General features: G+C 70.6%; 26 protein-coding genes. 12 read left to right on the top strand and 14 right to left on the bottom strand.

All coding sequences use genetic code 11. From position 1 onward, the window contains the following. Positions 1 to 119: 119 nt before the first annotated feature. Entirely contained in the window at positions 120 to 767 is a 648-nt protein-coding gene (locus tag ABZ848_RS34980) for a uridine kinase (RefSeq protein WP_360838447.1), read from the top strand. 373 nt (positions 768 to 1140) lie between these two features. Here the strand turns inward: ABZ848_RS34980 and ABZ848_RS34975 are convergent, their stop codons facing one another. Beyond that, a complete protein-coding gene (locus tag ABZ848_RS34975; RefSeq protein WP_360838446.1) occupies positions 1141 to 1884 on the bottom strand; it encodes a SigE family RNA polymerase sigma factor in 744 nt (247 codons plus the stop codon). A gap of 231 nt (positions 1885 to 2115) precedes the next feature. Between ABZ848_RS34975 and afsQ1 the strand changes: the two genes are divergently transcribed. From afsQ1 to ABZ848_RS34950, 5 genes are all read left to right on the top strand, one after another. After that, a complete protein-coding gene (gene afsQ1 / locus ABZ848_RS34970; RefSeq protein ID WP_020141253.1) occupies positions 2116 to 2793 on the top strand; it encodes a two-component system response regulator AfsQ1 in 678 nt (225 codons plus the stop codon). Next, positions 2790 to 4370: a HAMP domain-containing sensor histidine kinase gene (locus tag ABZ848_RS34965; RefSeq protein ID WP_360838444.1), complete on the top strand. Its 1581-nt coding sequence runs from the start codon at positions 2790 to 2792 to the stop codon at positions 4368 to 4370. The genes afsQ1 and ABZ848_RS34965 overlap by 4 nt, the downstream gene beginning before the upstream one ends. Continuing rightward, the gene (locus ABZ848_RS34960) at positions 4370 to 5008 is read left to right on the top strand and encodes a hypothetical protein (protein WP_360838442.1); all 639 of its coding nucleotides are present in this window, start codon (positions 4370 to 4372) and stop codon (positions 5006 to 5008) included. The genes ABZ848_RS34965 and ABZ848_RS34960 overlap by 1 nt, the downstream gene beginning before the upstream one ends. 204 nt (positions 5009 to 5212) lie before the next feature. Then, positions 5213 to 5791, top strand: coding sequence for a VanZ family protein (locus ABZ848_RS34955; RefSeq protein WP_360838486.1), 579 nt, complete (start codon positions 5213 to 5215; stop codon positions 5789 to 5791). Positions 5792 to 5884: 93 nt separating this feature from the next. Further along, positions 5885 to 6088 carry a PspC domain-containing protein gene (locus tag ABZ848_RS34950; protein WP_360838440.1) on the top strand — a complete coding sequence of 68 codons (204 nt, stop codon included), beginning with the start codon at positions 5885 to 5887 and terminating at the stop codon, positions 6086 to 6088. Between the two features lie 74 nt (positions 6089 to 6162). On the opposite strand, the gene ABZ848_RS34945 is transcribed toward ABZ848_RS34950, so the two are convergent. Both ABZ848_RS34945 and ABZ848_RS34940 read right to left on the bottom strand, forming a co-directional pair. Beyond that, positions 6163 to 6522, bottom strand: coding sequence for an ATP-binding protein (locus ABZ848_RS34945; RefSeq protein WP_242771426.1), 360 nt, complete (start codon positions 6520 to 6522; stop codon positions 6163 to 6165). Positions 6523 to 6662: 140 nt separating this feature from the next. After that, complete coding sequence (locus ABZ848_RS34940; RefSeq protein ID WP_360838438.1) at positions 6663 to 7820, bottom strand: adenosine deaminase; 1158 nt, start codon at positions 7818 to 7820, stop codon at positions 6663 to 6665. A gap of 113 nt (positions 7821 to 7933) precedes the next feature. Here ABZ848_RS34940 and ABZ848_RS34935 point away from each other — a divergent pair, with 113 nt between their 5' ends. After that, positions 7934 to 8695 carry an alpha/beta hydrolase gene (locus ABZ848_RS34935; RefSeq protein ID WP_360838436.1) on the top strand — a complete coding sequence of 254 codons (762 nt, stop codon included), beginning with the start codon at positions 7934 to 7936 and terminating at the stop codon, positions 8693 to 8695. 2 nt (positions 8696 to 8697) lie between these two features. Here ABZ848_RS34935 and ABZ848_RS34930 read toward each other — a convergent pair whose 3' ends face one another. Then, on the bottom strand, positions 8698 to 9651 hold the full coding sequence (locus ABZ848_RS34930) for a LysR substrate-binding domain-containing protein (protein ID WP_360838435.1): 954 nt from the start codon (positions 9649 to 9651) through the stop codon (positions 8698 to 8700). A gap of 63 nt (positions 9652 to 9714) precedes the next feature. Here ABZ848_RS34930 and ABZ848_RS34925 point away from each other — a divergent pair, with 63 nt between their 5' ends. Together ABZ848_RS34925 and ABZ848_RS34920 are read left to right on the top strand one after the other, a co-directional pair. Further along, positions 9715 to 10983 carry an MFS transporter gene (locus ABZ848_RS34925; RefSeq protein WP_360838433.1) on the top strand — a complete coding sequence of 423 codons (1269 nt, stop codon included), beginning with the start codon at positions 9715 to 9717 and terminating at the stop codon, positions 10981 to 10983. A 105-nt stretch (positions 10984 to 11088) separates the two neighbouring features. Beyond that, on the top strand, positions 11089 to 12111 hold the full coding sequence (locus tag ABZ848_RS34920; RefSeq protein WP_360838431.1) for a sigma-70 family RNA polymerase sigma factor: 1023 nt from the start codon (positions 11089 to 11091) through the stop codon (positions 12109 to 12111). Here the strand turns inward: ABZ848_RS34920 and ABZ848_RS34915 are convergent. Then, positions 11995 to 12381 (bottom strand): STAS domain-containing protein, encoded by a 387-nt coding sequence (locus ABZ848_RS34915; protein WP_360838430.1) that lies wholly within the window; start codon positions 12379 to 12381, stop codon positions 11995 to 11997. The genes ABZ848_RS34920 and ABZ848_RS34915 overlap by 117 nt on opposite strands. A 120-nt stretch (positions 12382 to 12501) precedes the next feature. Between ABZ848_RS34915 and ABZ848_RS34910 the strand changes: the two genes are divergently transcribed. Continuing rightward, positions 12502 to 13422, top strand: coding sequence for an AEC family transporter (locus ABZ848_RS34910; RefSeq protein ID WP_360838428.1), 921 nt, complete (start codon positions 12502 to 12504; stop codon positions 13420 to 13422). Between the two features lie 34 nt (positions 13423 to 13456). Here the strand turns inward: ABZ848_RS34910 and ABZ848_RS34905 are convergent, their stop codons facing one another. From ABZ848_RS34905 to ABZ848_RS34875, 7 genes are all read right to left on the bottom strand, one after another. Next, a complete protein-coding gene (locus ABZ848_RS34905; protein ID WP_360838484.1) occupies positions 13457 to 14734 on the bottom strand; it encodes a thymidine phosphorylase in 1278 nt (425 codons plus the stop codon). 27 nt (positions 14735 to 14761) lie between these two features. After that, a complete protein-coding gene (locus ABZ848_RS34900; protein ID WP_360838427.1) occupies positions 14762 to 15154 on the bottom strand; it encodes a cytidine deaminase in 393 nt (130 codons plus the stop codon). After that, complete coding sequence (locus ABZ848_RS34895) at positions 15151 to 16437, bottom strand: ABC transporter permease (RefSeq protein WP_360838425.1); 1287 nt, start codon at positions 16435 to 16437, stop codon at positions 15151 to 15153. Before ABZ848_RS34895 ends, ABZ848_RS34900 begins: the two co-directional genes overlap by 4 nt. After that, the gene (locus tag ABZ848_RS34890; protein WP_360838423.1) at positions 16437 to 17564 is read right to left on the bottom strand and encodes an ABC transporter permease; all 1128 of its coding nucleotides are present in this window, start codon (positions 17562 to 17564) and stop codon (positions 16437 to 16439) included. The genes ABZ848_RS34895 and ABZ848_RS34890 overlap by 1 nt, the downstream gene beginning before the upstream one ends. Beyond that, positions 17561 to 19141 (bottom strand): ABC transporter ATP-binding protein, encoded by a 1581-nt coding sequence (locus tag ABZ848_RS34885; RefSeq protein ID WP_360838482.1) that lies wholly within the window; start codon positions 19139 to 19141, stop codon positions 17561 to 17563. The genes ABZ848_RS34890 and ABZ848_RS34885 overlap by 4 nt, the downstream gene beginning before the upstream one ends. A gap of 169 nt (positions 19142 to 19310) precedes the next feature. Next, complete coding sequence (locus ABZ848_RS34880; protein ID WP_360838421.1) at positions 19311 to 20366, bottom strand: BMP family ABC transporter substrate-binding protein; 1056 nt, start codon at positions 20364 to 20366, stop codon at positions 19311 to 19313. Positions 20367 to 20672: 306 nt separating this feature from the next. Further along, positions 20673 to 21893 (bottom strand): amidohydrolase, encoded by a 1221-nt coding sequence (locus tag ABZ848_RS34875; RefSeq protein ID WP_360838480.1) that lies wholly within the window; start codon positions 21891 to 21893, stop codon positions 20673 to 20675. A 295-nt stretch (positions 21894 to 22188) separates the two neighbouring features. On the opposite strand from ABZ848_RS34875, the gene ABZ848_RS34870 reads away from it, so the two are divergent. Together ABZ848_RS34870 and ABZ848_RS34865 are read left to right on the top strand one after the other, a co-directional pair. Then, entirely contained in the window at positions 22189 to 22467 is a 279-nt protein-coding gene (locus ABZ848_RS34870) for a hypothetical protein (RefSeq protein WP_360838420.1), read from the top strand. A 14-nt stretch (positions 22468 to 22481) separates the two neighbouring features. Beyond that, positions 22482 to 23150 (top strand): methyltransferase domain-containing protein, encoded by a 669-nt coding sequence (locus tag ABZ848_RS34865; protein WP_360838418.1) that lies wholly within the window; start codon positions 22482 to 22484, stop codon positions 23148 to 23150. An 11-nt stretch (positions 23151 to 23161) separates the two neighbouring features. Here the strand turns inward: ABZ848_RS34865 and ABZ848_RS34860 are convergent, their stop codons facing one another. Beyond that, complete coding sequence (locus tag ABZ848_RS34860) at positions 23162 to 24226, bottom strand: hypothetical protein (RefSeq protein WP_360838416.1); 1065 nt, start codon at positions 24224 to 24226, stop codon at positions 23162 to 23164. 40 nt (positions 24227 to 24266) lie between these two features. Beyond that, the gene (locus tag ABZ848_RS34855) at positions 24267 to 25205 is read right to left on the bottom strand and encodes an N-acetylneuraminate synthase family protein (RefSeq protein ID WP_360838415.1); all 939 of its coding nucleotides are present in this window, start codon (positions 25203 to 25205) and stop codon (positions 24267 to 24269) included. Between the last annotated feature and the right edge of the window lie 8 nt (positions 25206 to 25213).

The following is a 25213-nucleotide window of genomic DNA, read 5'->3' as shown; positions in this document are numbered from 1 at the left end:
CTGCTTTGCGCTGCACAGGGTAATGAGGACGACACGAAGGGTAGTTGAGGTGTGACGCGCACTCCAAAGACGACCCGCGGGGTCGGCAGGGCGTACGGAATACGTCAAACTGGTGTCCCGTGAGCATCCATCTCCCCTCCTCCGCCCGCGTCGTGCTGCTCTGCGGCCCCTCGGGCTCGGGCAAGTCCCTCGTCGCCGCCCGCTCCGGCCTTCCCGTGCTGCGCCTCGACGACTTCTACAAGGAGGCCGACGACCCGACGCTGCCGCTGGTGGCGGGGAGCTCCGACATCGACTGGGACCATCCGGACTCGTGGGACACGGAGGCGGCGGTGGCCGCGATAGCGACCCTGTGCCGCACGGGCCGTACGAACATCCCCGTCTACGACATCTCGCTCTCGGCCCGCACGGGAGAGGAGACCGTCGACATCGGCAGGACCCCCCTCTTCATCGCGGAGGGCATCTTCGCGGCCGAGATCGTGGACCGCTGCCGGGAGTTGGGCCTGCTGGCGGATGCCCTGTGTCTGAGCCGGGGCCCGGTGCGCACCTTCCGCCGCCGCTTCCTGCGGGATCTGCGCGAGGGCCGCAAGTCGATCCCGTTCCTGCTCCGCCGCGGCTGGCGCCTGATGCGCCAGGAACGCACGATCATCGCCCGCCAGACCACCCTGGGCGCCCACCCCTGCGACCGCGACGAGGCCCTGACCCGCCTGGCGGCGGCAGCGGTGGGCCGCCGCCCGGCACGAACGAATGCGGCGACCTCTCCGTCGTAGGTCCACGACCTGCTGACGGAAAGAACGCCGATGACCACCGCCCTCCGGGCCGGCCGACGCCTGCCCGTGACGACCACGCTGCTCGCCGCTGTCGGATGCTCCGGCCCCGGAGACACGGACCGAGGCGATCCTGGCGACGGTGCACGCTCGTTGAGCGCATACGAAAGCGGGACTGGATGGACCCCCCGGCCCTCCAGTCCCGCTCTCCCCCGTTCCCCCGTGCTCCCCCCGATTTCCCCCGTCTTCCCCGTGGGTACTTCCCCCGTCGGTCCCCCGTGACCCCCGTGGCCCCCTCGGGTCGTGCTCCCCCGTTTTCCTTGCTTCCCCCGTTACTTGCTTCCCCCGTGACTTGCGACTTGCTTCCCCCCAACCCTCAGGCGACGAGCTCCCCGAAGGCGTCCTCCTCGTCACGGCCGAAGGTGAGGACCTCGTCCTCGCGCAGGCGGCGCAGGGAGCGCCAGATGCTCGACTTCACCGTGCCGACACTGATGTCGAGGATCTCCGCGATCTCCGGGTCGGTGCGGCCCTCGTAGTAGCGAAGGACCAGCATCGTCCGCTGGAGTTCGGGCAGCCGGGCCAGCGCCTGCCACAGGACCGCGCGCAGTTCCGTGCCGCGCATCGCGTCCGTGTCGCCGGGCGTCTCCGGCAGTTCCTCGGTCGGGTATTCGTTCAGCTTGCGGCGGCGCCACGCGCTGATGTGCAGGTTCGTCATCGTGCGACGGAGGTAGCCGCCGACGGCCGCCTTGTCGCTGATGCGGTCCCATGCCTTGTACGTCGAGAAGAGGGCGCTCTGCAGGAGGTCCTCGGCCTCGAAGCGGTCACCGGTCAGGTGGTAGGCGGTGGCGTACAGGGAGGCGCGGCGCTCCTGGACGTAGGCGGTGAACTCCGCCTCCGACAGCGACCGACGCTCCCCCGTGTCCTCCCTGTACGCGCTTCCCCCGTGCGGTTCCCCCGTGAAACCGTCAACCACCGTCATGTAACCGGTGTGCTGACGCCCGGCGCCGCGAGCGCACCCCCGCCCGCTCACGGCGCCGGACTCCTTTGAACCCCGGCCCCCGTTCACGTCGTGCAGGCGCGTGATCACTGCGCTGTTGCTGTTGCCGTGCAGCGTGTTCATCTCGCGCCCCCCGTCGTGGACTTCCGGTGTTCGGTCTTTCCGGGCGGTGGTTCCTTGCCCGTGCCGAAAAGCTTGCCCTCGCACCTTCATGGCCGTGTCCGCCGACTGTCACAGACCTGTCACAGGGCCCGGCCGCAGGGAAGACACAGCCCGATCACAGAGAGAAGCGCTACGTGCACGTAGGTGTACAGGAGTCGAAACACCGACCCCGCATGGGCCAGAATGAGCCCCGTGCCTTCCCTGTTGCTGATCGAGGACGACGACGCCATCCGTACGGCCCTGGAGCTGTCTCTTACGCGCCAGGGACATCGGGTTGCCACCGCTGCCACCGGTGAGGACGGACTGAAGCTGCTCCGTGAGCAGCGGCCCGACCTGATCGTGCTGGACGTGATGCTGCCCGGCATCGACGGGTTCGAGGTGTGCCGGCGCATCCGGCGCACGGACCAGTTGCCGATCATTCTGCTGACCGCGCGCAGCGACGACATCGACGTGGTCGTCGGCCTGGAGTCCGGCGCCGACGACTATGTCGTCAAGCCGATCCAGGGCCGGGTGCTGGACGCCCGTATCCGGGCCGTGCTGCGCCGCGGCGAGCGTGAGTCGACCGACGCGGCGAGCTTCGGCAGCCTGGTCATCGACCGCGCGGCGATGACGGTGACGAAGAACGGCGAGGACCTCCAGCTCACCCCGACCGAGCTGCGGCTGCTCCTCGAACTGAGCCGACGGCCCGGTCAGGCGCTGTCCCGGCAGCAGTTGCTGCGGCTGGTGTGGGAGCACGACTACCTCGGCGACTCCCGCCTGGTGGACGCCTGTGTCCAGCGGCTGCGCGCCAAGGTCGAGGACGTACCGTCGTCCCCGACGCTGATCCGTACCGTGCGTGGCGTGGGCTACCGGCTGGACACGCCTCAGTGACGATCGCGCAAGGGGGGGTCCGCGGCTGGGCCGCGACCCGCAAGGGACATCTTTCACGGCTGCGGTTCACGAGTCTCAGGCTCCGGCTCGTCGTCGTCTTCGGCCTGGTCGCCCTGACCGCGGCCGTCTCCGCGTCCGGCATCGCCTACTGGCTCAACCGCGAGGCCGTGCTCACCCGCACCCAGGACGCGGTGCTCGGCGACTTCAAGCAGGCCATGCAGACCCGCGCGGGCTCCCTGACGACCAACCCCAGCCAGGACGAACTCCAGCGCACGGCGGGCCAGATGGCCAACAGCAGCCAGCGCTTCAGCGTGCTGCTGGTCGCCCAGGACTCCTCCGGCAAGACGGTGTACGGCAGTTCGGGCGCCCTCGACGGCTTCTCGCTGCAGGACGTGCCCAAGTCGCTGCGCGCGGCCGTGAACAAGCGGCAGAAAGTCGACTCCGGAAACAAGTACGCGTACCACCTGTACTGGCAGCGCGTCGTCGACAACGGCACGCCCTATCTGGTCGCCGGCACGAAGGTGATCGGGGGCGGGGCGACCGGTTACATGCTCAAGTCCCTTGAGCCCGAGGCGAAGGACCTCAACTCCCTCGCCTGGTCGCTCGGGATCGCCACCGGCCTCGCGCTGATCGGCTCCGCGCTGCTCGCGCAGGCCGCGGCGACGACCGTACTGAAGCCGGTGCACCGCCTGGGCGTCGCCGCGCGGCGCCTCGGCGAGGGCAAGCTGGACACCCGGCTCAGGGTGTCGGGGACCGACGAACTCGCCGACCTCTCCCGGACGTTCAACTACGCGGCCGAGGCGCTGGAGAAACGGGTCGAGGACATGGCCTCGCGGGACGACGCGTCCCGGCGGTTCGTCGCCGACATGAGCCATGAACTCCGTACGCCGCTCACCGCGATCACCGCCGTCACGGAGATCCTGGAGGAGGAGCTGGAGGCCGAGTCGGGGTCGATCGACCCGATGATCGAGCCGGCCGTGCGGCTCGTCGTCAGCGAGACCCGGCGGCTGAACGACCTCGTCGAGAACCTCATGGAGGTGACCCGCTTCGACGCCGGTACGGCACGCCTGGTCCTGGACGACGTCGACGTCGCCGACCAGATCACCGCCTGCATCGACGCGCGCGCCTGGCTGGACGCGGTCGACCTGGACGCCGAGCGCGGCATCCACGCCCGGCTCGACCCGCGCCGCCTGGACGTCATCCTGGCCAACCTCATCGGCAACGCCCTCAAGCACGGCGGGTCCCCGGTGCGGGTCGCGGTGCGCGCCTCCGACGCCAGCGGCGGGGAGGGCGCCGAGGTGGTCATCTCGGTACGGGACCACGGGCCCGGCATCCCGGAGGACGTCCTCCCGCACGTCTTCGACCGCTTCTACAAGGCCAGCGCCTCCCGGCCCCGCTCCGAGGGCAGCGGCCTCGGCCTCTCCATCGCCCTGGAGAACGCCCACATCCACGGCGGCGAGATCACCGCCGCCAACTCCCCCGACGGCGGCGCGGTCTTCACCCTCCGCCTCCCACGCGACGCCTCGGCCCTCACGGAAGACCCGACGAACACGGACCCCAAGAAGGGCGACGCGTGATGAACGTACGACGACGCCCGGCCGACACCCGTCGGGTGGCCCTTCGTCCCCTTCTCGCCCTCCCCGCCATCGCCCTGCTTCTCTCCGGCTGCGGGATCCGTTCCACCGAGGTGCCCACCGACTTCGGGGCGGCGCCCTCCAAGGTGCTCTGTTCGCTCGCCGAGCCGGGCAGCGGTGCGGCGGCGCCGCGGGGGCTGCCGGTGCAGGTGTTTCTGCTGTGCGGGTCCTCGCTCGTCGCCGTGGACCGGACCGTGCGCGTCCCGGACGGTACGGCGGACTCCCAGCGGCGCGTCCTCGTCGCGCAGGGGCTGCTCGACCAGCTCGCGGCGGCTCCGTCGGCGGCCGAGAAGGAGGCCGGCTACACGACGGACGTGCGCGGCGGCATGAACGTGAGCGGCCCCCGCTCCGGCGACCCCGACGACACGCTCCGGCTGAGCACCCCGCCCGCCGACCTCACCTCCTTCGCGCTCGCCCAGGTCGTCTGCACGTTCTCCGACTCGGCCGCCGCCGAGGGCGACGGCTCGGTCATCCTCGGCGGCCCCGGCAAGGAACCCCTGCGCCGCTACGAGTGCACCGACGACGTCCGCTCCCGCCCGGGCAGCGCCGCGCCGCCCTCCGTAGAGGTGACCGGCGGCTGACGTACCGGTGAGGCGGGCGTGTGGCGGAGGCCTCATCGAGGTGCTTGGGGCCAACCCGGAACCGATCCCGCCGGACGCCGCGTCTTGGGGATCGTGCAGCGTCAAGGCGGGACCGGTGAAGCCCGGTGCGATACAGCGCCCCGCAAGGGGCGCGGGCCTGTGTCGTCCTACGGCTCCGGCGCGGGACACGACCGGCCACCGACAGTGCGCGGATTCCGAACCGGCCTCCCCGCGGAGCGCCCCGGCTTCATCGGCGGCAGCGCCGCGATCCGCATCCGTGTGGCAGGAGGGCTCCTGCTCGTCGCGCACCTCGCGTTCGTCGCCTGGCTCACGCTGCGCCCGCTGGACGTCCCCTGGGTGCAGCCGCCCAACCTGCGCCCGTTCGCCGGCATCCGCGCCGACCTCGCGCTGGGCTGGCCGGAGGCGGCGCACCGTATCGGCGAGGCCGTCGCCCTCCTCGCCCCGCTCGGTGTCCTGCTCCCGATGACCCACGGCAGGCTGTGGGTGTCGCCGCTCGCCTCGCTGGTCCGCACGGCCCTCGCCGGCGCCCTGGTCTCGCTCGGCATCCTGCTGCTGCAGACGGGCGTCCCCGGCCGCGTCCCGGACATCGACGCGCTGCTCCTGAACACCGCGGGCGTGGCCCTCGCGCACGCCGCCGTGGTCCCCGCCGCCCGCCTCTGGCTCCGCCGCAGGTCCGAGCGCCGGGAACACGCCGCCCGCCGCCAGGACGAGGCGACTCAGGGTCGGACCCCGACGTTTCCCAGGGTCGGGATAGCCCCGTAGAGCGACGCTTTGCCCCCTTCGTCTCCGTAGCGTTGGAGGCAGTTGAGGACGCCACAAGGGCGGCCTCACTCCGACGCTCACGAAGGAGCCGCAATGTCCGCCCTCGTCCGCCCCACCCACGGCCGCATGATCGGCGGCGTGTGCGCCGGTCTGGCGCGACGCTTCGGCACCTCCGCGACCACGATGCGGGTGATCTTCCTGCTCTCCTGCCTGCTGCCGGGCCCGCAGTTCCTGCTCTACATAGCGCTCTGGATCCTGCTCCCCTCCGAGGACAAGGCCCCCAGCACCGCCTGGTGAGCCCTTCGCGCGTACGCCGATGGGGCGCACCCCGTGTCCAGGGGGTGCGCCCCATCGGCGCGTTCGGGGAAGGGTCAGCCGAGCGGGAGGCCGTTCACCGGAAGGCCGTGCGTGGGCAGGCCGGTCTGGCCGACCGGGAGGCCGCCGAGCAGGCCGGCGACCGGCGCGGTCGGACCGTCGGCGAGCACCCGCTGGGCGGCCGGCTGCACGGCGGCCAGACCCGACGCGAGCGCGGGCTGCGCCTGGCTCACCGCCTCGCCGGCACCCGGCAGCGCCTTGGAGATGTTCTCCGCCGGGAGCGTCTTGGTGACGGTGTCCAGCGCCCCGTTGGTGTCCGGGAGCGCCGGGGCGGCGTTCGCGGCGCCGGCACCCGCGGCGGCGAAGGCGGCACCGAGGGCGGCGACACCGAGGGTCTTGGCAGCAGACTGCTTCATGGATTTGCGTCCTCGAAATGGGGTTACGGAGATGTGAGCGGTCCACGACCGTAAACATGCGCACCCACCCGCCGCAAACATCGAAATGCGGACGGATTGTGAATACCCGCCCGCATTCCGTACCGCCCATTACCGCCCGATCAGCCCTCATGATCCACAGAACCGCTGGTGGAGGCGGTCTGCTGGAACAGCCATTCGGACTTCAGCTCGGCATATCCGGGCTTGATGACGTCATTGATCATCGCCAGTCGTTCATCGAAAGGAATGAACGCTGATTTCATCGCATTGACGGAGAACCACTGCATGTCGTCGAGCGAGTAACCGAACGCGTCGACAAGGTGCTCGAATTCCCGGCTCATGCTGGTGCCGGACATCAGCCGGTTGTCGGTGTTCACGGTCGCCCGGAAGTGCAGCCGCCTGAGCAGCCCGATCGGGTGCTCGGCGTACGACTCGGCGGCCCCGGTCTGCAGATTGGAGCTGGGGCACAGCTCCAGCGGGATGCGCTTGTCCCGTACGTACGAGGCGAGCCGCCCGAGCTTGACCGAGCCGTCGGCGTGCACCTGGATGTCGTCGATGATCCGCACGCCGTGCCCGAGCCGGTCGGCGCCGCACCACTGCAGCGCCTGCCAGATCGACGGCAGCCCGAAGGCCTCGCCGGCGTGGATGGTGAAGTGGTTGTTCTCCCGCTTGAGGTACTCGAAGGCGTCGAGGTGCCGGGTGGGCGGGAAGCCGGCCTCGGCGCCGGCGATGTCGAAGCCGACGACGCCCAGGTCCCGGTAGCGGTTGGCGAGTTCGGCGATCTCCAGGGCGCGGGCGGCGTGCCGCATGGCGGTGAGCAGCGCGCCGACCCGGATGCGGTGCCCGTTCGCCCGGGCGAGCCGCTCGCCTTCCCGGAAGCCCTCGTTGACGGCCTCGACGACCTCTTCGAGAGTGAGCCCGCCCTCCAGGTGCTGCTCGGGCGCATAACGCACCTCGGCGTATACGACACCGTCCTCGGCGAGGTCCTCGGCGCACTCGCGGGCGACCCGGACGAGGGCCTCGCGGGTCTGCATCACGCCGACGGTGTGGGAGAAGGTCTCCAAGTACCGCTCCAGCGAACCGGAGTCGGCGGCCTCCCGGAACCAGGCGCCGAGCTTGCCGGGGTCGGTCTCGGGGAGACGCGCATAGCCCGTTTCGCGGGCGAGTTCGACGATCGTCCCCGGGCGGAGGCCGCCGTCGAGGTGGTCGTGCAGCAGAACCTTCGGCGCCCGGCGGATCTGATCCGGCGTCGGGTTGTTCGAGATGGTCTGGCTCGTCATTTCCGCACTCTAACTCCTACGCGCGTAGATCGCCCGCTGTACAACTCCGTCGATACGTAACGGTGACCGCGAGGAAGGGTCGCGTACACCCACCCTTCTGACACTGTTCTGTCATGGCACACCAAGCGACGCCGGTTCGACGGGCCCGGCTGGGGAGGGCGCTCGGCCCGGAGCCGACGGCGGTGAGCGGCGTCGTACTGCTGCTGCCCGGCGGCGACGCGGAGTCGGCCCGCCGACCGTCACCCATGCTGGCCACCGCGTCCGTAAGGGCGTTGGGGCGCAGGCTGGCGCGGGCCGGGCGCGACGAGGGGCTGGCCACGCATGTCGTCCACTACCGCTATCGCGGCTGGAACGGCAGCGAGGCGCACCTCGCGCGGGACGCGTCCTGGGCCGCCGACGAGGCGCTGCGGCTGTACGGGGACGTGCCCGTCTGCCTCGCCGGGCTCGACATGGGCGGCCGGGCCGCGCTGCGCGCGGGTGGGCACGGGGCCGTCAACTCGGTGCTGGCGATCGCCCCTTGGCTGCCGGAGGAGGACGTGGCGGCTTCGCCTGAACCGGTGAAACAGTTGGTGGGGCGGCGGGTGCTGGTCGTGCACGGCACGAACGACGACGTCTCCGACCCCGAGCTGTCCTTTCGGCTGGCGGCTCGGGCGAAGAAGGCGAACCGGGATGTGTGCCGGTTCGAAGTGCACTCGGACGGGCACGGGTTGCATCAGTACCGGAGTGAAGTGCAGGCGCTGGCCGAGGACTTCGTGATGGGGAGCCTGTTCGGGCGGGCGTTCTCGCGGCCGTTGGAGGACGCGTTTGCTGCGCCGCCGCCGTTGGGGTTGCGGATGCCGTTGGCTGCGGGCTTCGGGAAGTCGCTGAAGCGGTAGGGCTAGACCGGCAACAAACTCCCCCTCCTCGACAACAGGAACTTCTTGAAGGCCGCCACCGGGGGTGTGTCCTGGTGGCCGTCCAGCCACGCCACGCCGATCTCGCGTACCGCCCGCGGGGCCGTCACCGTCAGTTCCACAACCCCCGGGCGGGGGAAGGCCGGCGGCGGCAGAAGGGCCACCCCCAGGCCCGCGGCCACCAGGCCCCGTAGCGTTTCCGCCTCCTCTCCCTCGAAGGCGATCCGGGGTTTGAAGCCGGCCTCCTTGCACAGGTCGTCCGTGATGCGGCGCATGCCGTAGCCGGGTTCCAGGGTTACGAAGGTTTCGTCGGCGGCCTCGGCGAGGCGGATGCGGCGGCGGGAGGCCAGGGGGTGGTCGGCGGGGACGACCAGGCGGAGTTTCTGTTCGTCCAGGCGGCGGCCCACGAGGTCGGGGGCGTCCGGGACCGGGGAGGTCAGGCACAGGTCCAGTTCGCCCGCGCGGAGCTTCTCCAGCATCGCCTCGCCGTAGTTCTGGACCAGGCTGAAGCGGACCCTCGGATGGTCCGCGCGGAAGGCCTGGATGAGGGCGGGGACCGTCTCCGCGCCGAGGGTGTGCAGGAAGCCGAAGGCGACCTTGCCGGTGGTGGGGTCGGCGTCGGCACGGACCTCCTCCGCGGCCCGCTCGATCTCCGCGAGGGCCCGCTCGACGTGGGCGAGGAAGGTGCGGCCGACCGGCGTGAGCGAGACCGTGCGGCCGCGCCGGGCGAACAGGTCGACGCCCAGGTCCTGTTCGAGGCGGACCATCGCGCGGGACAGGGTCGACTGCGGGACCTGGAGCTCCTGCGCGGCCCGGGTGACGTGCTCGGTGCGGGCGACCCCGGCGAAGTGGGCGAGGCGGGGAGCCAGCAACATCGCTATGTCTTCTGTGTCACTGGACGGTGACAGGCGGGGCTGTGAGCTGTGTTGATGCACCATGGGAACGATTATGGCGGTTTCATGCATTGGACGGATCAGCGCAGCCGTACGTAGCTTCGAGGCATGTCTCCCGCCAGTACCGGGGCGTCCGCCGTCGTGGACGCCCGATCGCCTGTCCCTGTCACCGACTCCCGTATGGCCCCGGGCGGTCCCGGCTACCGCCGGATGAGCTTCGCCCTCTTCCTCGCGGGCGTGGCGACCTTCGCGCTGCTCTACTCCACGCAGGCCCTGCTGCCACTGATCTCCGGCGAGTTCGGGGTGGCGGCGAGCGAGGCGAGCTGGACGGTGGCGGCGGCGACCGGCGGACTCGCGCTGTTCGTGCTGCCGATGAGCGCGCTGTCGGAGCGGTTCGGGCGCCGTACGGTGATGACCGGGTCGCTGGCGGTCGCGGTGACCGTCGGACTGCTGGTGCCCTTCGCGCCCTCGCTGCCCGCGCTGGTCGTGCTGCGGGCGGTGCAGGGCGCGGCGCTGGCCGGGCTGCCGGCGTCGGCGACCGCGTATCTCGCCGAGGAGGTCCGGCCGCGGGCGCTGGTCACGGCGATCGGGCTGTTCGTGGCGGGCAACAGCGTCGGCGGGATGAGCGGCCGGGTCATCACCGGCTGGGTCGCGCAGGAGTGGGGCTGGCGGGTGGCCGTCGGGGTCATCGGCGCGATCGCGGTGGCCTGCGCGGTGGCGTTCCGGCTGCTGCTGCCGGCGCCGAGGCACTTCGCCGCGGGCTCACTGAAGCCGCGCGTGCTGCTCGGCACGGTCCGCGAACACCTGGCCAATCCGCTGCTGTGCCGTCTCTACGCCATCGGCGCCCTGTTCATGACCGTCTTCGGCGGCGTCTACACGGTGATCGGCTACCGCCTGACGGAAGCCCCCTTCTCGCTCCCTCAGGGCATCATCGGCTCGATCTTCCTGGTGTACCTGGTGGGCACGGTGTCGGCGTCCACGGCGGGCCGCCTGGTCGGCCGCCTGGGCCGTCGTGGCGCCCTGTACCTGGCAGGCGGTACGACGGCGACGGGCCTGGCCGTGTCCCTGGCCCCGTCGCTGCCGCTGGTCCTGCTGGGCCTGGTCCTGATCACGGCGGGCTTCTTCGCGGGCCACGCGGTGGCGTCCTCGGCGGTGAGCAAGACGGCCACGACGGGGCGCGCGCAGGCCTCGGCGCTGTACCAGTCGGCGTATTACATCGGCTCCAGCGCGGGCAGCACGGTGGGCGCGATCGCCTTCCACGCCGGGGGCTGGGCCGGGACGGTCGCGGTCGGGCTGCTGGCGGTGCTGGGGGTCGTGACCATCACGGTGATCGGCTCGCGCGCGGCCCGCGCGGTCGCTGTCGGCCAACCTGCCTGACCTGCGCCTTTCCCCGCCCGGCACGCCATTGTCAGTGCCCTGCGCTAGCTTCGGACGTGCTGGGCGCAAAGGCGCGTGACAGGAATGCCACAGGGGTGGGTGGACATGAGCGACGGTACGGCGACGACCACGACGACAGATCTCGACATCAGGCTGGAGAAACACCGCGTCGAGCTGACCGGCTACTGCTACCGCATGCTCGGCTCCTCCTTCGAGGCCGAGGACGCGGTGCAGGACACGATGGTCCGCGCCTGGCGGAGCTACGAGAAGTTCGAGGGCCGCTCCAGCCTCCGCTCGTGGCTGTACCGCATCGCGACGAACGTCTGCCTGGACATGCTGACCGCAGGCAACAAGCGCGCCCGCCCGATGGACCTCAGCGAGTCGACCCCGCTCGCCCAGGCCGCCCTCTCCCCCCGCCCGGACAACACCTGGCTCGAGCCGATGCCGGACAACAGGGTGCTGCCCACCACCGACGACCCGGCGGAGGCGGCCGTGGCCAAGGAGTCCGTGCGGCTCGCCTTCATGGCCGCCCTGCAGCAGCTGCCCGCCAAGCAGCGCGCCGTGCTGATCCTGCGCGAGGTGCTGGCCTGGAAGGCGAGCGAGGTCGCCGAGCTGCTCGACACCTCGGTCGCGTCGGTCAACAGCGCGCTCCAGCGGGCCCGCGCGACCCTCGCCGAGCGGGAGGACAGGGCGGCGGGCGCGGCCGTCTCCGACCCGCTGGACGAGGACCAGCAGAAGCTCCTGGACCGCTATGTGGCGGCCTTCGAGGGGTACGACATGACGGCCCTGACGGCGCTGCTGCACGAGGACGCGGTCATGACGATGCCGCCGTTCGACCTGTGGCTGACGGGCCACGACGACATCACGGGCTTCATGACCACGCTCGGCTCCGCCTGCGAGGGCTCCCGTCTGGTGCCGGTGCAGGTCAACGGTCTGCCGGGCTTCGCCCAGTACAAGCCGGACCCGGAGGAGGGCGGCTACACCCCGTGGGCCGTGCAGGTGCTGGAGATCTCAGACGGCCGGCTCACCGGGTTCCACTTCTTCCTCGACACCGCGCGGTGGTTCCCGCTGTTCGGGCTGCCGCTCCACCTCGAAGCGGAGGCCGACCAGGTCGACAAGGGCGAGTAGCGAGGGCGCCGGGTCGCGGAGCCGGATCCCTCCCCCGGCCCGGCGGGCCGCGAGCTGCAGCCGCGCCAGCAGGTCGACGGCGCCGAGCCCGGGCGGTCCGACGGCCGCGACGTCCACCACGACGACACCCGTGCCACCGGCCTCCAGCAGCGCCCGCAGCTCGTCGCACAGCCCCGTCACCTCGTCCCGGGTGACGGGGCCGGCCAGCACGAGTACGGCGGGTGTCATGGCGTCCACGAGCGGTAGACCGGGCGGAGGCGCGGAACTCATCGGGGCCCGCGCAAGGTCACATTGACCTGGGGTGGACCTGCCCCGGAGGGTTAGGTGCATGCCCCACGGATCAGCACCTCCCCGGATACCCGACTGCCTCCTCACGCCTGAGGAGGTGCCGTGCAGGGCGTGTTGACGGGGTTCGCGGTCATCGCGGTGGTCATCGCCGTCGGGTACGTCATCGGCCGCCGGGGCCACCTCGGCGAGCACGGCCGCGAGGTCCTCACCAAGCTGGCCTTCCACGTCGCCTCCCCCGCGCTCCTCTTCACCACCCTCGCCCGGGCCGACCTGTCGGTGATCTTCTCCAGCCGGCTGCTGGTGACGGCGATGAGCACGGCCGCGGCGGCGGGCGTCTTCGTCGCGGTGGCGGTCGTACGGGGCTGGGGTGTGGGCCGTACGACGATCGGGGCCCTGTGCTCCAGTTACGTCAACTCGGGCAACCTCGGCATCCCGATCGCGGTGTACGTGCTCGGCGACGCCTCGCTGGTCGCCCCGGTGCTGCTGTTCCAGATCATCGCGGTCACCCCGATCGCCCTGACGATCCTGGACCTGTCCGGCAAGGGCGAGAAGGGCCCGCTGTGGCTCCGCCTCCTCACACCCCTGCGCAATCCGATCGCCGTCTGCTCCCTGGCGGGCGTCGCGGTCGCGGCGACCGGCGTCCACGTCCCGGACCCGGTCATGGACCCGCTGACCCTGATCGGCAACATGTCGGTCCCCGCGGTGCTGCTGGCCTTCGGCATCTCACTGTGCGGCAGCACGATGCCGGGCCGGGGCGCCGACAAGGGAGCGGTGTTCCTCTCGGTGGCGCTGAAGGCGGTGGGCCAGCCGGTCGCGGCCTGGGCACTGGCGGTCGGGGTGTTCGGGCTGCACGGATCCCGACTCCTCGACGTGGTCGTCACGTCGGCGCTCCCGGCGGCGCAGAACCTGTACACGTACGCGAGCCGCTACCGGGTGGCCGAGGGCCTGGCCCGGGACTCGATCCTGCTGTCGACGGTGGTGTCCGTACCGGTGCTGGTGGTGATCGCGGCGCTGCTGGGGTGACGGACCTCGGCAGCGCCGCGCCGACGGACCCTCGTCAGGCGATGCGCTCCAGCACCACCGGCGACGCCGTGAAGGCCGTCCCCGCCGCCCCGATGTCGTACGAGCCCTCGACCGCCTGGAGGGCGTACTCGAAGCGCTCCGGGGTGTCGGTGTGGAGGGTCAGCAGGGGCTGGCCCTCGGTGACCGTGTCGCCGGGCTTGGCGTGCAGCTCCACGCCCGCGCCCGCCTGCACCGGGTCCTCCTTGCGGGCACGGCCCGCGCCGAGGCGCCAGGCGGCGACGCCGATGCCGTAGGCGTCGAGGCGGGTGAGTACACCGGTCGACGGGGCCTTGATGACGTGCTGTTCCTTCGCCACCGGGAGGGTCGCGTCCGGGTCGCCGCCCTGCGCCGCGATCATCCGGCGCCAGACGTCCATCGCCGAGCCGTCGGCCAGGGCCTTCGCCGGGTCGGCGTCGCGGATGCCCGCCGCGTCGAGCATTTCGCGGGCGAGCGCGATGGTGAGCTCGACGACGTCCGACGGGCCGCCGCCCGCCAGGACCTCGACCGACTCGCGGACCTCCAGGGCGTTGCCCGCGGTGAGGCCCAGCGGGGTCGACATGTCCGTCAGGAGGGCCACGGTCTTCACGCCGTGGTCCGTTCCCAGACCCACCATCGTCGACGCCAGCTCCCGTGCGTCCTCGATGGTCTTCATGAAGGCGCCGGTGCCGACCTTCACGTCCAGGACCAGGGAGCCGGTGCCCTCGGCGATCTTCTTCGACATGATCGAGGAGGCGATCAGCGGGATGGCCTCGACCGTGCCGGTGACGTCACGGAGGGCGTACAGCTTCTTGTCGGCGGGGGCCAGGCCGTCGCCGGCCGCGCAGATGACCGCGCCGGTCCCGTCCAGTACGGAGAGCATCTCCTCGTTGGAGAGCAGCGCGCGCCAGCCGGGGATCGACTCCAGCTTGTCCAGGGTGCCGCCGGTGTGGCCGAGGCCGCGGCCCGACAGCTGCGGGACGGCCGCGCCGCAGGCGGCGACCAGGGGGGCCAGCGGGAGGGTGATCTTGTCGCCGACGCCGCCCGTGGAGTGCTTGTCGGCGGTCGGGCGGGCCAGGGACGAGAAGTCCATGCGCTCGCCGCTCGCGATCATCGCGGCCGTCCAGCGGGCGATCTCACGGCGGTTCATGCCGTTGAGGAGGATCGCCATGGCGAGCGCGGACATCTGCTCGTCGGCGACCTCCCCGCGGGTGTACGCGTCGATGACCCAGTCGATCTGCTCGTCGGTGAGTTCGGCGCGGTCGCGCTTGGTGCGGATGACGGAGATGACGTCCATGGCCATGCGGGGCTTTCCTTCCGGGAATTACTTGGTGAGGTGCTCCGGCCCGAAGGCCTGCGGCAGCATCTCCGACAGCGGGAGGATCCCCGCCGGGGTCTCCAGCAGCAGGCCGGGGCCCCCGAACTCGTACAGGAGCTGGCGGCAGCGGCCGCAGGGGACGAGCACCTCGCCCCGGCCGTCCACGCAGGTGAAGTGCGTGAGCCGGCCGCCCCCCGTGTTCTGCAGCTGCGAGACCAGACCGCACTCCGCGCACAGGCCGAGGCCGTAGGAGGCGTTCTCGACGTTGCAGCCGGTGATCGTACGGCCGTCGTCGACCAGGGCGGCCACCCCGACCGGGTAGCCGGAGTAGGGGGCGTAGGCCCGGGTCATCGCGTCCCGGGCCGCTTCCCTGAGCGCGCCCCAGTCGACGGCCGTCACTTGCCCTGGCCCTTCCGGTAACGCATGCCGTCCGCCTTCGGCATCCGCAGGCGCTGCGCGGACAGCGACAGCACCAGCAGCGTGACGACGTACGGGGTGGCGCCCACGAAGTCGCTCGGGACCTCGTCGGTGACCAGGTACCAGACCAGGACGCCCGCGGCCACCAGCAGGCTGATGCCGCCCTGCCAGTGCGCCTTCTTGTACAGCTTCCAGCCGGCCATCGCGATGAGCAGCACGAACAGCAGGAGCAGCAGCGCGTGGACGGTCTCGCCGCCGTTGCGCAGCTGGAGGGCGTCCGAGTAGCCGAAGAGGCCGGCGCCCATGGCGAGGCCGCCCGGCCGCCAGTTGCCGAAGATCATGGCGGCGAGACCGATGTAACCGCGGCCGCCGGTCTGGCCTTCGAGGTACGTGTGCGAGGTGACCAGGGCGAGGAAGGCTCCGCCGAGGCCCGCGAGGCCGCCGGAGACGGCCACGGCCGCGTACTTGTACTTGTAGACGTTGACGCCGAGGGACTCCGCGGCGATCGGGTTCTCGCCGCAGGAGCGCAGGCGCAGGCCGAACGGGGTGCGCCACAGCAGCCACCAGCTGCCGACGAACAGCAGGATGGCGAAGACCGTCACCACGGACAGGTCGGTGACGATGCCGCCGAGGATGCCGGCGATGTCCGAGATCAGGAACCAGTGGTGGTTCTCCAGGGACTTGAGGCCGTCCGAGAGACCGGGGATGTCGAAGTTGGGCAGCGAGTCCACGGGCGGGGACTGCTTGGGGTTGCCGCCCGCGTCGGCCGCCTTGCCGTCCGAGAAGAAGATCTTGGCGAGGTACTGGGTGGTGCCGAGCGCGAGGAGGTTGACGGCGACGCCGGAGACGATGTGGTCGACGCCGAAGGTGACGGTCGCGACCGCGTGCACCAGACCGCCGAGGACACCGAAGCCGATGCCGCACAGCAGGCCGAGCCAGGGGTTGGACTGCCAGCCGATCCAGCCGGCGCCGAAGGTGCCGAGGATCATCATGCCCTCGAGGCCGATGTTGACCACGCCGGAGCGCTCCGACCAGAGGCCGGCGAGGCCCGCGAGGCCGATCGGGACCGCGAGGCCGAGGGCGGCGGAGACCTGGCCCTCGGAGGTGAGCTGGTTGGAGCCGGTGATCACGCGGACCGCGGCTACGAGCAGCAGCGCACCTGCGACGATCATGAGGATCTGGCCGAGCGAGCGGCCCGAGCTCTTGGTGGCGGCGTCCGCCTTGGGTGCCGCGGGGGGCGGCGTGTCGGTCATCGTGGCAGTCATCACGCCACCTCCTGCTTCTGGGTCGGGGCGGCGGCCTGGGCGGCGAGTTCCGCGCCGACCCGCTGCTGCTGGCGCTTCAGGCCGTAGCGGCGTACGAGCTCGTAGGCGATGACGACGCACAGGACGATGACGCCCTGGATGACGCCGAGGATCTCCTTGTCGTAGCCCTCGAACTCGAGGTGGTTGGTGGTGCGCTCCAGGAAGCCCCACAGGAGCGCGCCGAGCGCGATGCCGACCGGGTTGTTGCGGCCGAGCAGGGCGATGGCGATACCGGTGAAGCCGATGCCGGTCGGGAAGTCGTTGCTGAACTGGTGGCTGTCGTTCAGCAGGGTCGGCATGCCGATCAGACCGGCGACCGCGCCCGAGATGACCATGCTGGTGGCGATCATCTTCTTCACCGAGACACCGCTCGCGGTGGCCGCGGACTCGGACTGGCCGACGGTGCGCAGGTCGAAGCCGAAGCGGGTGCGGCCGAGCACGAACCAGTAGGCGATGCCGACCAGGACGGCGATGAAGATGAAGCCCCACAGCTCGCCGGCCGCGCCGGTGTTGATCTGGAAGAAGTACGAGTCCTTCGGCAGCGGCTTGGTGGAGATGACCGTGCCGCCGCTCTGCAGTTCGGCGAGCTTTCCGGGCTGCAGCAGGTAGGCGATGATCGCGGTGGCGATCGAGTTGAGCATGATGGTCGAGATGACCTCGCTGACGCCCCGGGTCACCTTGAGGATGCCCGCGATGGCCGCCCACACGGCGCCGGTGCCCATGGCGCACAGGATGATCAGCGGGATGGAGATCCAGCCGGGCGTGGTCAGCGCGCCGCCGAGGACGGCGGCGAAGAACGCGGCGATGCGGTACTGGCCGTCGACGCCGATGTTGAACAGGTTCATCCGGAAGCCGATGGCCACCGCGACGCCCGCCAGGTAGTACGTCGTCGCCTTGTTCAGGATGTAGACCTGGCTGTCGCTGGCGGTGCCGTAGGTCAGCATGTCGCTGAAGGCCGCGCCGGGGTTCTTGCCGGTGGCGAGGATCACCAGGGCGGTGACGACGAGCGCGGCGACGATCGCGAGCAGCGGGGCCGCGATGCCGAGGAGCAGCCGCTCCTTGTCGATGCGTTGGGTCAGCTTGTTCATCGGGCGTCGTCCTCGTGGTCCTCTGCGGAGTCCTCGGTGTGCTCCAGGTGGCCGGTGGCCGCACCGGTCATGGCGGAGCCCAGCTCCTCGGGGGTGATGGTCGCGGGGTCGGCGTCGGCGACCAGCCGGCCGCGGTACATCACCCGCAGGGTGTCGGACAGGCCGATGAGCTCGTCCAGGTCGGCGGAGATCAGCAGCACGGCCAGGCCCTCGCGGCGGGCCTCGCGGATGTGGTCCCAGATCGCGGCCTGCGCGCCGACGTCCACACCGCGGGTGGGGTGGGCGGCGATGAGCAGCTTGGGCGCGTGGCTCATCTCGCGGCCGACGATCAGCTTCTGCTGGTTGCCGCCGGAGAGGGAGGCGGCGGTGACGTCGATGCCGGGGGTGCGGACGTCGTACGCCTGGATGATGCGCTCGGTGTCGGTGCGGGCGGCCTTGATGTCGAGGAGCTGGCCGCGGGAGTTGGGCCGCTCGGTGACGTGGCCGAGGATGCGGTTCTCCCACAGCGGGGCTTCCAGGAGGAGGCCGTGGCGGTGGCGGTCCTCGGGGATGTAGCCGACGCCGGCCTCGCGGCGGACGCGGGTGGGGGCGTGCGAGATGTCGGTGCCGTCGAGGCTGATGACGCCGGCGTCCGGGTCGCGGATGCCCATGATCGCCTCGACCAGCTCGGACTGGCCGTTGCCCTCCACGCCGGCGATGCCGAGGACCTCGCCCTTGTGGATGGTGAGGGAGATCTCGTCGAGGATGACGCGCTCGATGCCGTCGAGGTCGGTCTGCGACAGGTGCAGGCCGTCGACCTTGAGCAGCGCGACCTCGGTGACCGTGGACTCCTCGGTCTCCGGGGTGGGCAGTTCGCTGCCGACCATCAGCTCGGCGAGCTGCTTGGGGGTGGTGCCGGCTGGCTCGACCGTGCCGACGGTGGTGCCGCGCCGGATGACGGTGATCTCGTCGGCCACCGAAAGCACTTCACCGAGCTTGTGCGAGATGAAGATGACCGTGAGGCCCTCGGCCTTGAGCTCGCGCAGGTTGTCGAAGAGGGCGTCGACCTCCTGCGGCACGAGCACGGCGGTGGGCTCGTCGAGGATGAGGGTCTTGGCGCCGCGGTAGAGGACCTTGAGGATCTCCACGCGCTGGCGGTCGGCGACGCCGAGCTCTTCGAGGAGCACGTCCGGGCGGACGTTCAGGCCGTACGCGTCGGAGATCTCCTTGATCTTCGTACGGGCCTTGGCGCCGATGCCGTAGAGCTTCTCCGCGCCCAGGACGACGTTCTCCAGGACGGTGAGGTTGTCGGCGAGCATGAAGTGCTGGTGCACCATGCCGATGCCGCGGGCGATGGCGTCGGCGGGGTTGTGGAAGGTGACCGTCTCGCCGTTCACCGTGATGGTGCCCTCGTCCGGCTGCTGCATGCCGTAGAGGATCTTCATCAGGGTGGACTTGCCGGCGCCGTTCTCACCGCAGAGGGCGTGGACGGTTCCGGTACGGACGGTGATGTCGATGTCCTTGTTGGCAACGACGCCGGGGAAACGCTTGGTGATGCCGCGCAGTTCGACGGCAGCGGGAGGGCTGGACGCGTTGATGGCGCACTCTCCTCGGGGAAAGGGGCTGCGTAGGGGAGGGCAGGCGTCGGCGACGCTAGCGCGGCAACTCCATGCTACACGCGTAGAGTTGACACATTGTTATGGCTCGACGAGGGGGTTTGTCGAACGCCCCCTCGTCGAGCCGAGGTTCCGGCGGGGAACCGTCAGATCAGCTGGTCTTGACCTTGACGGTGCCGTCGACGATCTTCTTCTTCGCGGCGTCCAGCTGGGACTTGATGTCGTCGATGAAGCCACCGCTGGTGGCCAGGCCGACGCCGCCCTTGGCCAGGGAGTAGACCTGGTTGCCGGTCAGCGGCTTGCCGTCGTGGACGGACTTGATGAAGTCGTAGACACCGACGTCGACGTTCTTGACCATCGAGGTCAGGATCGAGTTCTTGTACTTGCTCAGACCCGGGATGTTGTACTGGTCCGAGTCCACGCCGATGGCCCAGGCGCCCTTGACGCCGGAGACGGCCTCGATCGAGCCGTTGCCGGAGGAGCCGGCCGCGGAGTAGATCACGTCGGCGCCGTTGTCGAGCATGCCGGACGCGGCCTCCTTGCCCTTGTCGGGGCTGGCGAAGCCGGAGAGGTCCGAGCCGTGGGTCAGGTACTGGACGTCGACCTTGACCTTGGAGTTGGTGTCCTTGACGCCCTGGACGTAACCCGCCGCGAACTTCTTGATCAGCGGGGTGTCGACGCCGCCGATGAAGCCGACGTGGTCCTTCTTGGTCTTCAGCGCCGCGGCGACACCGGCCAGGTAGGAGCCCTGCTCCTCGGTGAAGGTGATGCTGTCGACGTTCTTGGCGGTCGCGACGGAGTCGATGAGGCCGAAGCTGACCTTCGGGTACTTGGCGGCGACCTTGTCGACCGAGGTGGCGTAGGAGAAGCCGACGGCCACGATCGGGTTGTAGCCGGCGTCGGCCAGGTCGGTCAGGCGCTGCTCGCGGTCGGCCTCGGTGTCGGAGCTCTTCGCGGTCAGCTCCTTGATGGAACCGCCGAACTCCTTCTCGGCCTTGTCGGCACCGCGGGCGGCGGAGTCGTTGAAGGAACGGTCACCACGGCCGCCGACGTCGTAGGCGAGGCCGATCTTGATGCCGCCCTTGCTGCTGGAGGAAGCGGAGGACGAGCTGTCGTTCTCGGAGGAGGTGCTGCCACACGCGGTGGCAGTCAGTGCGAGAGCTGCGGTCGCGATACACGCAGCGGAAAGCTTGGCTACCCGGCGCACGGGAGGCTCCTTCACCTGACCTGAGCGCCTTGTCGGCGCTTCATGTGAGCACCATGCCAGTGCTCGGGCCTGGACGCCCCTGCGGCGTCGGCTTCGCGGCATCGTAACGCGCGTAGATGTCGGAAACAGACCTCTTCCGAAGCCGTTATCGATTCGAGGCAAACACCGTCTGAACTCGGCCTCCTGTCCCTTCACACACCCGGATTTCGAAGAGCGCACGATTGGCTTACGACCATGTTGCGCCGGACGGCGGAAGGGGTTTCGGGGGCGCCGCGGGGCCCGCGGCACCCCCTCAGGCATCCGGCGTCAGCCCGCCGCGTCGATCAGTGCCGCCGCCGTGAACAGCTCCACGCCCACAGTGATCGCCGACTCGTCCGCATCGAAGTCGCCCTGATGCAGATCCCGCACGGTCCGCTCGCCCGGGGTCCGGACGCCGAGCCGGGCCATCGCGCCAGGAACGTGCTCCAGGTACCAGGAGAAGTCCTCGCCGCCGAGACTCTGCTCGGTCCCCTCGACCGACAGCGCCCCACGGCGGGCCGTCATCGCATCCCGCAGCAGCTCGGTGACGCCCCCGTCGTTGACGACCGGCGGCACCCCGCGCACGTAGTTGATCTCGGACTTCGCCCCGTGCAGATTGGCGACCTCGTCGATCGCCGCGACCACCAGGTCCGGCGCCTGCCGCCACGCGCCGAGGTCGAGGCAGCGCACGGTCCCGGACAGCTCGGCGTGCTGCGGGATGACGTTCGGAGCGTGCCCGGACTCGATCCGTCCCCAGGTCACCGCGAGCCCGCTGCGCGTGTCCGCACGGCGCCCGACCAGCGCGGGCACGTCGATCGCGACGCGCGCGGCGGCGGTGACGAGGTCGGTGGTGAGGTGCGGCCGGGCCGTGTGCCCGCCGGGCCCGTCGAGCGCGACCTCCAGCCGGTCGCAGGCGGACGTGATCGCGCCCTCGCGCAGCCCGATCCGCCCGGCGTCCACCTTGGGGTCGCAGTGCACGGCGACGATCCGCCCCACCCCGTCCAGCACCCCGCACTCGATCGCGTCGGCGGCGCCGCCCGGCAGCACCTCCTCGGCGGGCTGGAACAGCAGCCGCACCGGCCGCGGCAGCTTCCCCTGCTTGTGCAGCTCGGCGAGCACGAGTCCCGCGCCGAGCACCACGGTCGTATGAATGTCATGCCCACAGGCATGCGCCCGATCGGGCACGGTCGACCGGTACGAGCACTCGCTCTTCGTGTCCGGGATGGGCAGCGCGTCGATGTCGGCGCGCAGCGCGAGCATGGGCCGCCCGCCGTCCCACTCCCCGATGTCACAGACGAGCCCGGTCCCGATGGCCAGGACACGCGGCTTCAGGCCGGCCTTCTCCAGTCGCGCCTTGATCGCCGCCGTCGTACGGAACTCCTGGTTGCCCAGTTCCGGGTGCATGTGCAAGTCGCGGCGGAAGGCTACGAGTTCGGCGCGCAGGGCCTCGGGCAGCGCACCGGGAAGCTCGGCTTCCCCGGGAAGATCGACCTCGGACTCCAGTGACATCAGTTGCTTCACCCTCTAAAGGGTAGGACGCCGGTGTGGCCAACCACCCCTCGATCAACAAAAGTTCAGCCCGTCAGGGGAAGAAAATCTGACCGCGCGACGCATAAGTACGGATGGAGATGGGTAGGACCATCTTTTCTCTACGCATACCACGCCCTGCCCCTCCCCGGCGTTTCTGTTCACCAGTCGGGACCGGATTGCGGGACAACCGGTCCCGTATCCCGGAATCATCACCTCCGTGCGACGGTCCGGCCACGCAGCGCACACGCCCGCCGTCCGTGGGCAGCCTGCCCCCATGGAGGCGTGTGGCTGCGGTGAGGAACAGATCCCCTGGACGCTCGCGAAATTCGGGGTGCTCGGGACGGCCGGCCTGATCCTGGGCCTGCTGCTCGCGATGATGCTGGCGGGCTGGCTGCTGGTACTGGCGGTGTCGCTGTACCGGCGATGGCGCTACCCGCCGGTCGAGATCGACACCGGGACCGACACCGCGGCCGAGGCCGATGCCGATGCCGAGGTCGCGGAGAGTTCGCGGGACTCTCTCGGCGGGTTCACCTGGCGGACGGAGGACGGCTAGTAGGGTGCGGGCCCGTGAGCTCCGAGATACCGGGCAGCCCGGATTTCCTGAACGCCACCCGTTCCTCGTACGACGCGATCGCCCGCCCGTACACCGAGCAGCTCGCCGACTGGCTGGGCGAGAGACCCCTTGACCTGGCGCTGGTGCACGGTTTCGCCGAGCTGGTGCGTTCGGCCGGTACGGCGCCGGTGGCGGACGTCGGCAGCGGCCCCGGCCATGTCACCGCCCGCCTGGACGCCCTCGGCGTACCAGTCTTTGGCGTCGACGTGTCGCCCCGGATGGTGGCGCTGGCCCGGGAGACGCATCCCGCGCTCCGCTTCCACGTCGGCTCGATGACAGCCCTCGACCTCCCCGACGAGACGCTGGGCGGAGTCCTCGCCCTGTACTCGGTCATCCACGTCCCGGACGACCATCTCCCCACCGCCTTCGCCGAGTTCCACCGTGTCCTGGTCCCCGGCGGCCACGTACTCCTCGGCTTCCAGAGCGGCGAGGAGGAGGGCCACCTCCACCTCACGGAACGCTTCGAGCAGCAGATCGACCTCCACTACTACTGGCGCACCCCGGACGCGGTAGCGGAACAGCTGGTCAAGGCAGGACTGCGACTGCACGCGCGCGTACTCCGGGAGCCGTACGAGGACGAGACGCGCCCGCGGGCATATCTGCTGGCACGGAAGGACGGCTGAGCCGGCCTTCTCTAGACCGCGCTCACCATCGGCAGCCGCGTCACGTCCCGAGCCGTCCCCGTGACCCCCGACAGGAAGCCCTGGGCGCGCGGGGACGCGTTGTCCGTCAGCCAGGTCGGGTCGATGTCGCAGACCGCCACGCGGACCTCCGTGCCGGCCAGGGCCAGGGGGAGGGTGTGGACGACCGTGGAGGGGAAGCTGAGGATCGTGCGGCCGACCGGGCCGCGGCGGGCGATCAGTTCGAGGGGGAGGTCGGGGCGGACGATCTCCAGGCCCGTCTCGGCCGCGAGGCGGTGCAGCTTGGCGGTGCTCTCGCGGCGGTGGGCGAAGTAGCGCGTGGCGCCGTGGGCCTTGGCGAGGTTCTGGACGGCCTCCAGGTAGCGGTCGCCGTCGACCACGCCGGTCTCCACGAGTGACGTGCCGACCATGTCCGCGCCCTTGGTGATGCGGGGCGGGCCGAAGCGGAAGCGGGTCCAGGCGAAGTCGTTGGCGTGGACCGTGACGCCGGGCGGGGTCTCGTCCATCGGCATCGAGGAGAAGATCTCGACGTTGCGCCGGTCGCTCGGGGTGAGGCGGCGGCGGGCCGAGGAGGAGACGGGGGCGAAGAGCAGGTCGCGGGGGCCGGGGCGGCCGCCCTTGCGGTGCCAGCGCACCAGGCGCTCCCCGCTGGCGAGTTGGGCGACGAACTCCATCGTGGCCGTGCCGTCGTCGACGACGACCAGGTCGCGCGCCTTGGTGATGGTCAGCAGGAGTTGTACGTACCGGGAGAAGGGGTCGCCCAGGACGACCCGTTCGGCCCGGCGCAGGCGACCGGTCAGGCCGCCGATCGTCTGGAAGGGGGCCGCCGGACCGCCGCGGGCCTCCTCCCAGCGGACCTCGTGGCCTTCCTCGCGGGCGAGTTCGGCCATGCGGCGCAGCTGGCCGCGGGTCATGGGGTCGGTCGGGGACAGCACGACGAGGGTGAGCCCCGCGCCGGGCGCATGGGCATGCGCCCACTCCAGCACGTTCAGGAGCTGTACCGGGCTCTCGACGAACGCGAGAGTGGAGTGGCCGGCGGATCCGGCGCGGCGGCTCATCGACGTATGACCGTCCCCTTGATCAGTTGCCTGGTGGTCCTCAGACCGAGACCGGCTCGCCCGCGGCGGCGGCGATCTCCGCCTCGGCGACGACACCGGCGACACGGCGCAGCTTCTTCATCGGGCCGAGCTCGGAGTCGTAGACCTTCTTGACGCCGTCACCGAGGGAGGCCTCGATGGTGCGGATGTCGCGCACCAGGCGCTGAAGGCCCTGCGGCTCGACGGAGGCGGCCTGGTCGGAGCCCCACATCGCGCGGTCGAGGGTGATGTGGCGCTCGACGAAGGTGGCGCCGAGGGCGACCGCCGCGAGGGTGGTCTGCAGGCCCGTCTCGTGGCCGGAGTAGCCGATCGGGACGTTCGGGTACTCCTCCTGCAGCGTGTTGATCACGCGCAGGTTGAGCTCCTCGGCCTTGGCCGGGTACGTCGAAGTCGCGTGGCAGAGAAGGATGTTGTCCGAGCCCAGGACCTCTACCGCGTGACGGATCTGCTTCGGCGTCGACATGCCGGAGGAGAGGATGACCGTGCGGCCGGTGGCGCGCAGGGAGCGCAGCAGCTCGTCGTCGGTCAGGGAGGCGGAGGCCACCTTGTGGGCCGGGACGTCGAACTTCTCCAGGAAGGCGACGGCCTCGGTGTCCCACGGGGAGGCGAACCAGTCGATCCCCTTCTCCTTGCAGTACTCGTCGATCTGGCGGTACTCGTCCTCACCGAACTCCACACGGTGGCGGTAGTCGATGTAGGTCATCCGGCCCCAGGGGGTGTCGCGCTCGATGTCCCACTGGTCGCGCGGGGTGCAGATCTCGGGGGTGCGCTTCTGGAACTTCACCGCGTCACAGCCGGCCTCGGCGGCCACGTCGATGAGCTTGAACGCGTTCTCCAGCTCACCGTTGTGGTTGATGCCGATCTCGCCGCAGATGTACACGGGCTGACCGGGGCCGGCGGTACGCGAACCGAACTGGCGCAGACGGGAGTTGGTGCTCATGGCAGTGA

Source organism: Streptomyces sp. NPDC047081 (assembly GCF_040643775.1).
Taxonomy (GTDB): domain Bacteria; phylum Actinomycetota; class Actinomycetes; order Streptomycetales; family Streptomycetaceae; genus Streptomyces.
This window is presented reverse-complemented; position numbering and strand designations above follow the sequence as displayed.

Bases quoted from the DNA above. Each gene is read 5' to 3' on its own strand.
- ABZ848_RS34895 (WP_360838425.1), bottom strand. From the start codon at position 16,437: ATGACTGCCACGATGACCGACACGCCGCCCCCCGCGGCACCCAAGGCG.
- ABZ848_RS34975 (WP_360838446.1), bottom strand. From the start codon at position 1,884: ATGAACACGCTGCACGGCAACAGCAACAGCGCAGTGATCACGCGCCTG.
- ABZ848_RS34920 (WP_360838431.1), top strand. From the start codon at position 11,089: ATGAGCGACGGTACGGCGACGACCACGACGACAGATCTCGACATCAGG.
- ABZ848_RS34960 (WP_360838442.1), top strand. From the start codon at position 4,370: ATGAACGTACGACGACGCCCGGCCGACACCCGTCGGGTGGCCCTTCGT.
- ABZ848_RS34930 (WP_360838435.1), bottom strand. From the start codon at position 9,651: ATGGTGCATCAACACAGCTCACAGCCCCGCCTGTCACCGTCCAGTGAC.
- ABZ848_RS34950 (WP_360838440.1), top strand. From the start codon at position 5,885: ATGTCCGCCCTCGTCCGCCCCACCCACGGCCGCATGATCGGCGGCGTG.
- ABZ848_RS34945 (WP_242771426.1), bottom strand. From the start codon at position 6,522: ATGAAGCAGTCTGCTGCCAAGACCCTCGGTGTCGCCGCCCTCGGTGCC.
- ABZ848_RS34940 (WP_360838438.1), bottom strand. From the start codon at position 7,820: ATGACGAGCCAGACCATCTCGAACAACCCGACGCCGGATCAGATCCGC.
- ABZ848_RS34860 (WP_360838416.1), bottom strand. From the start codon at position 24,226: ATGAGCCGCCGCGCCGGATCCGCCGGCCACTCCACTCTCGCGTTCGTC.
- ABZ848_RS34905 (WP_360838484.1), bottom strand. From the start codon at position 14,734: ATGGACGTCATCTCCGTCATCCGCACCAAGCGCGACCGCGCCGAACTC.
- ABZ848_RS34935 (WP_360838436.1), top strand. From the start codon at position 7,934: ATGGCACACCAAGCGACGCCGGTTCGACGGGCCCGGCTGGGGAGGGCG.
- ABZ848_RS34855 (WP_360838415.1), bottom strand. From the start codon at position 25,205: ATGAGCACCAACTCCCGTCTGCGCCAGTTCGGTTCGCGTACCGCCGGC.
- ABZ848_RS34890 (WP_360838423.1), bottom strand. From the start codon at position 17,564: ATGAACAAGCTGACCCAACGCATCGACAAGGAGCGGCTGCTCCTCGGC.
- ABZ848_RS34915 (WP_360838430.1), bottom strand. From the start codon at position 12,381: ATGAGTTCCGCGCCTCCGCCCGGTCTACCGCTCGTGGACGCCATGACA.
- ABZ848_RS34875 (WP_360838480.1), bottom strand. From the start codon at position 21,893: ATGTCACTGGAGTCCGAGGTCGATCTTCCCGGGGAAGCCGAGCTTCCC.
- ABZ848_RS34925 (WP_360838433.1), top strand. From the start codon at position 9,715: ATGTCTCCCGCCAGTACCGGGGCGTCCGCCGTCGTGGACGCCCGATCG.
- ABZ848_RS34870 (WP_360838420.1), top strand. From the start codon at position 22,189: ATGGAGGCGTGTGGCTGCGGTGAGGAACAGATCCCCTGGACGCTCGCG.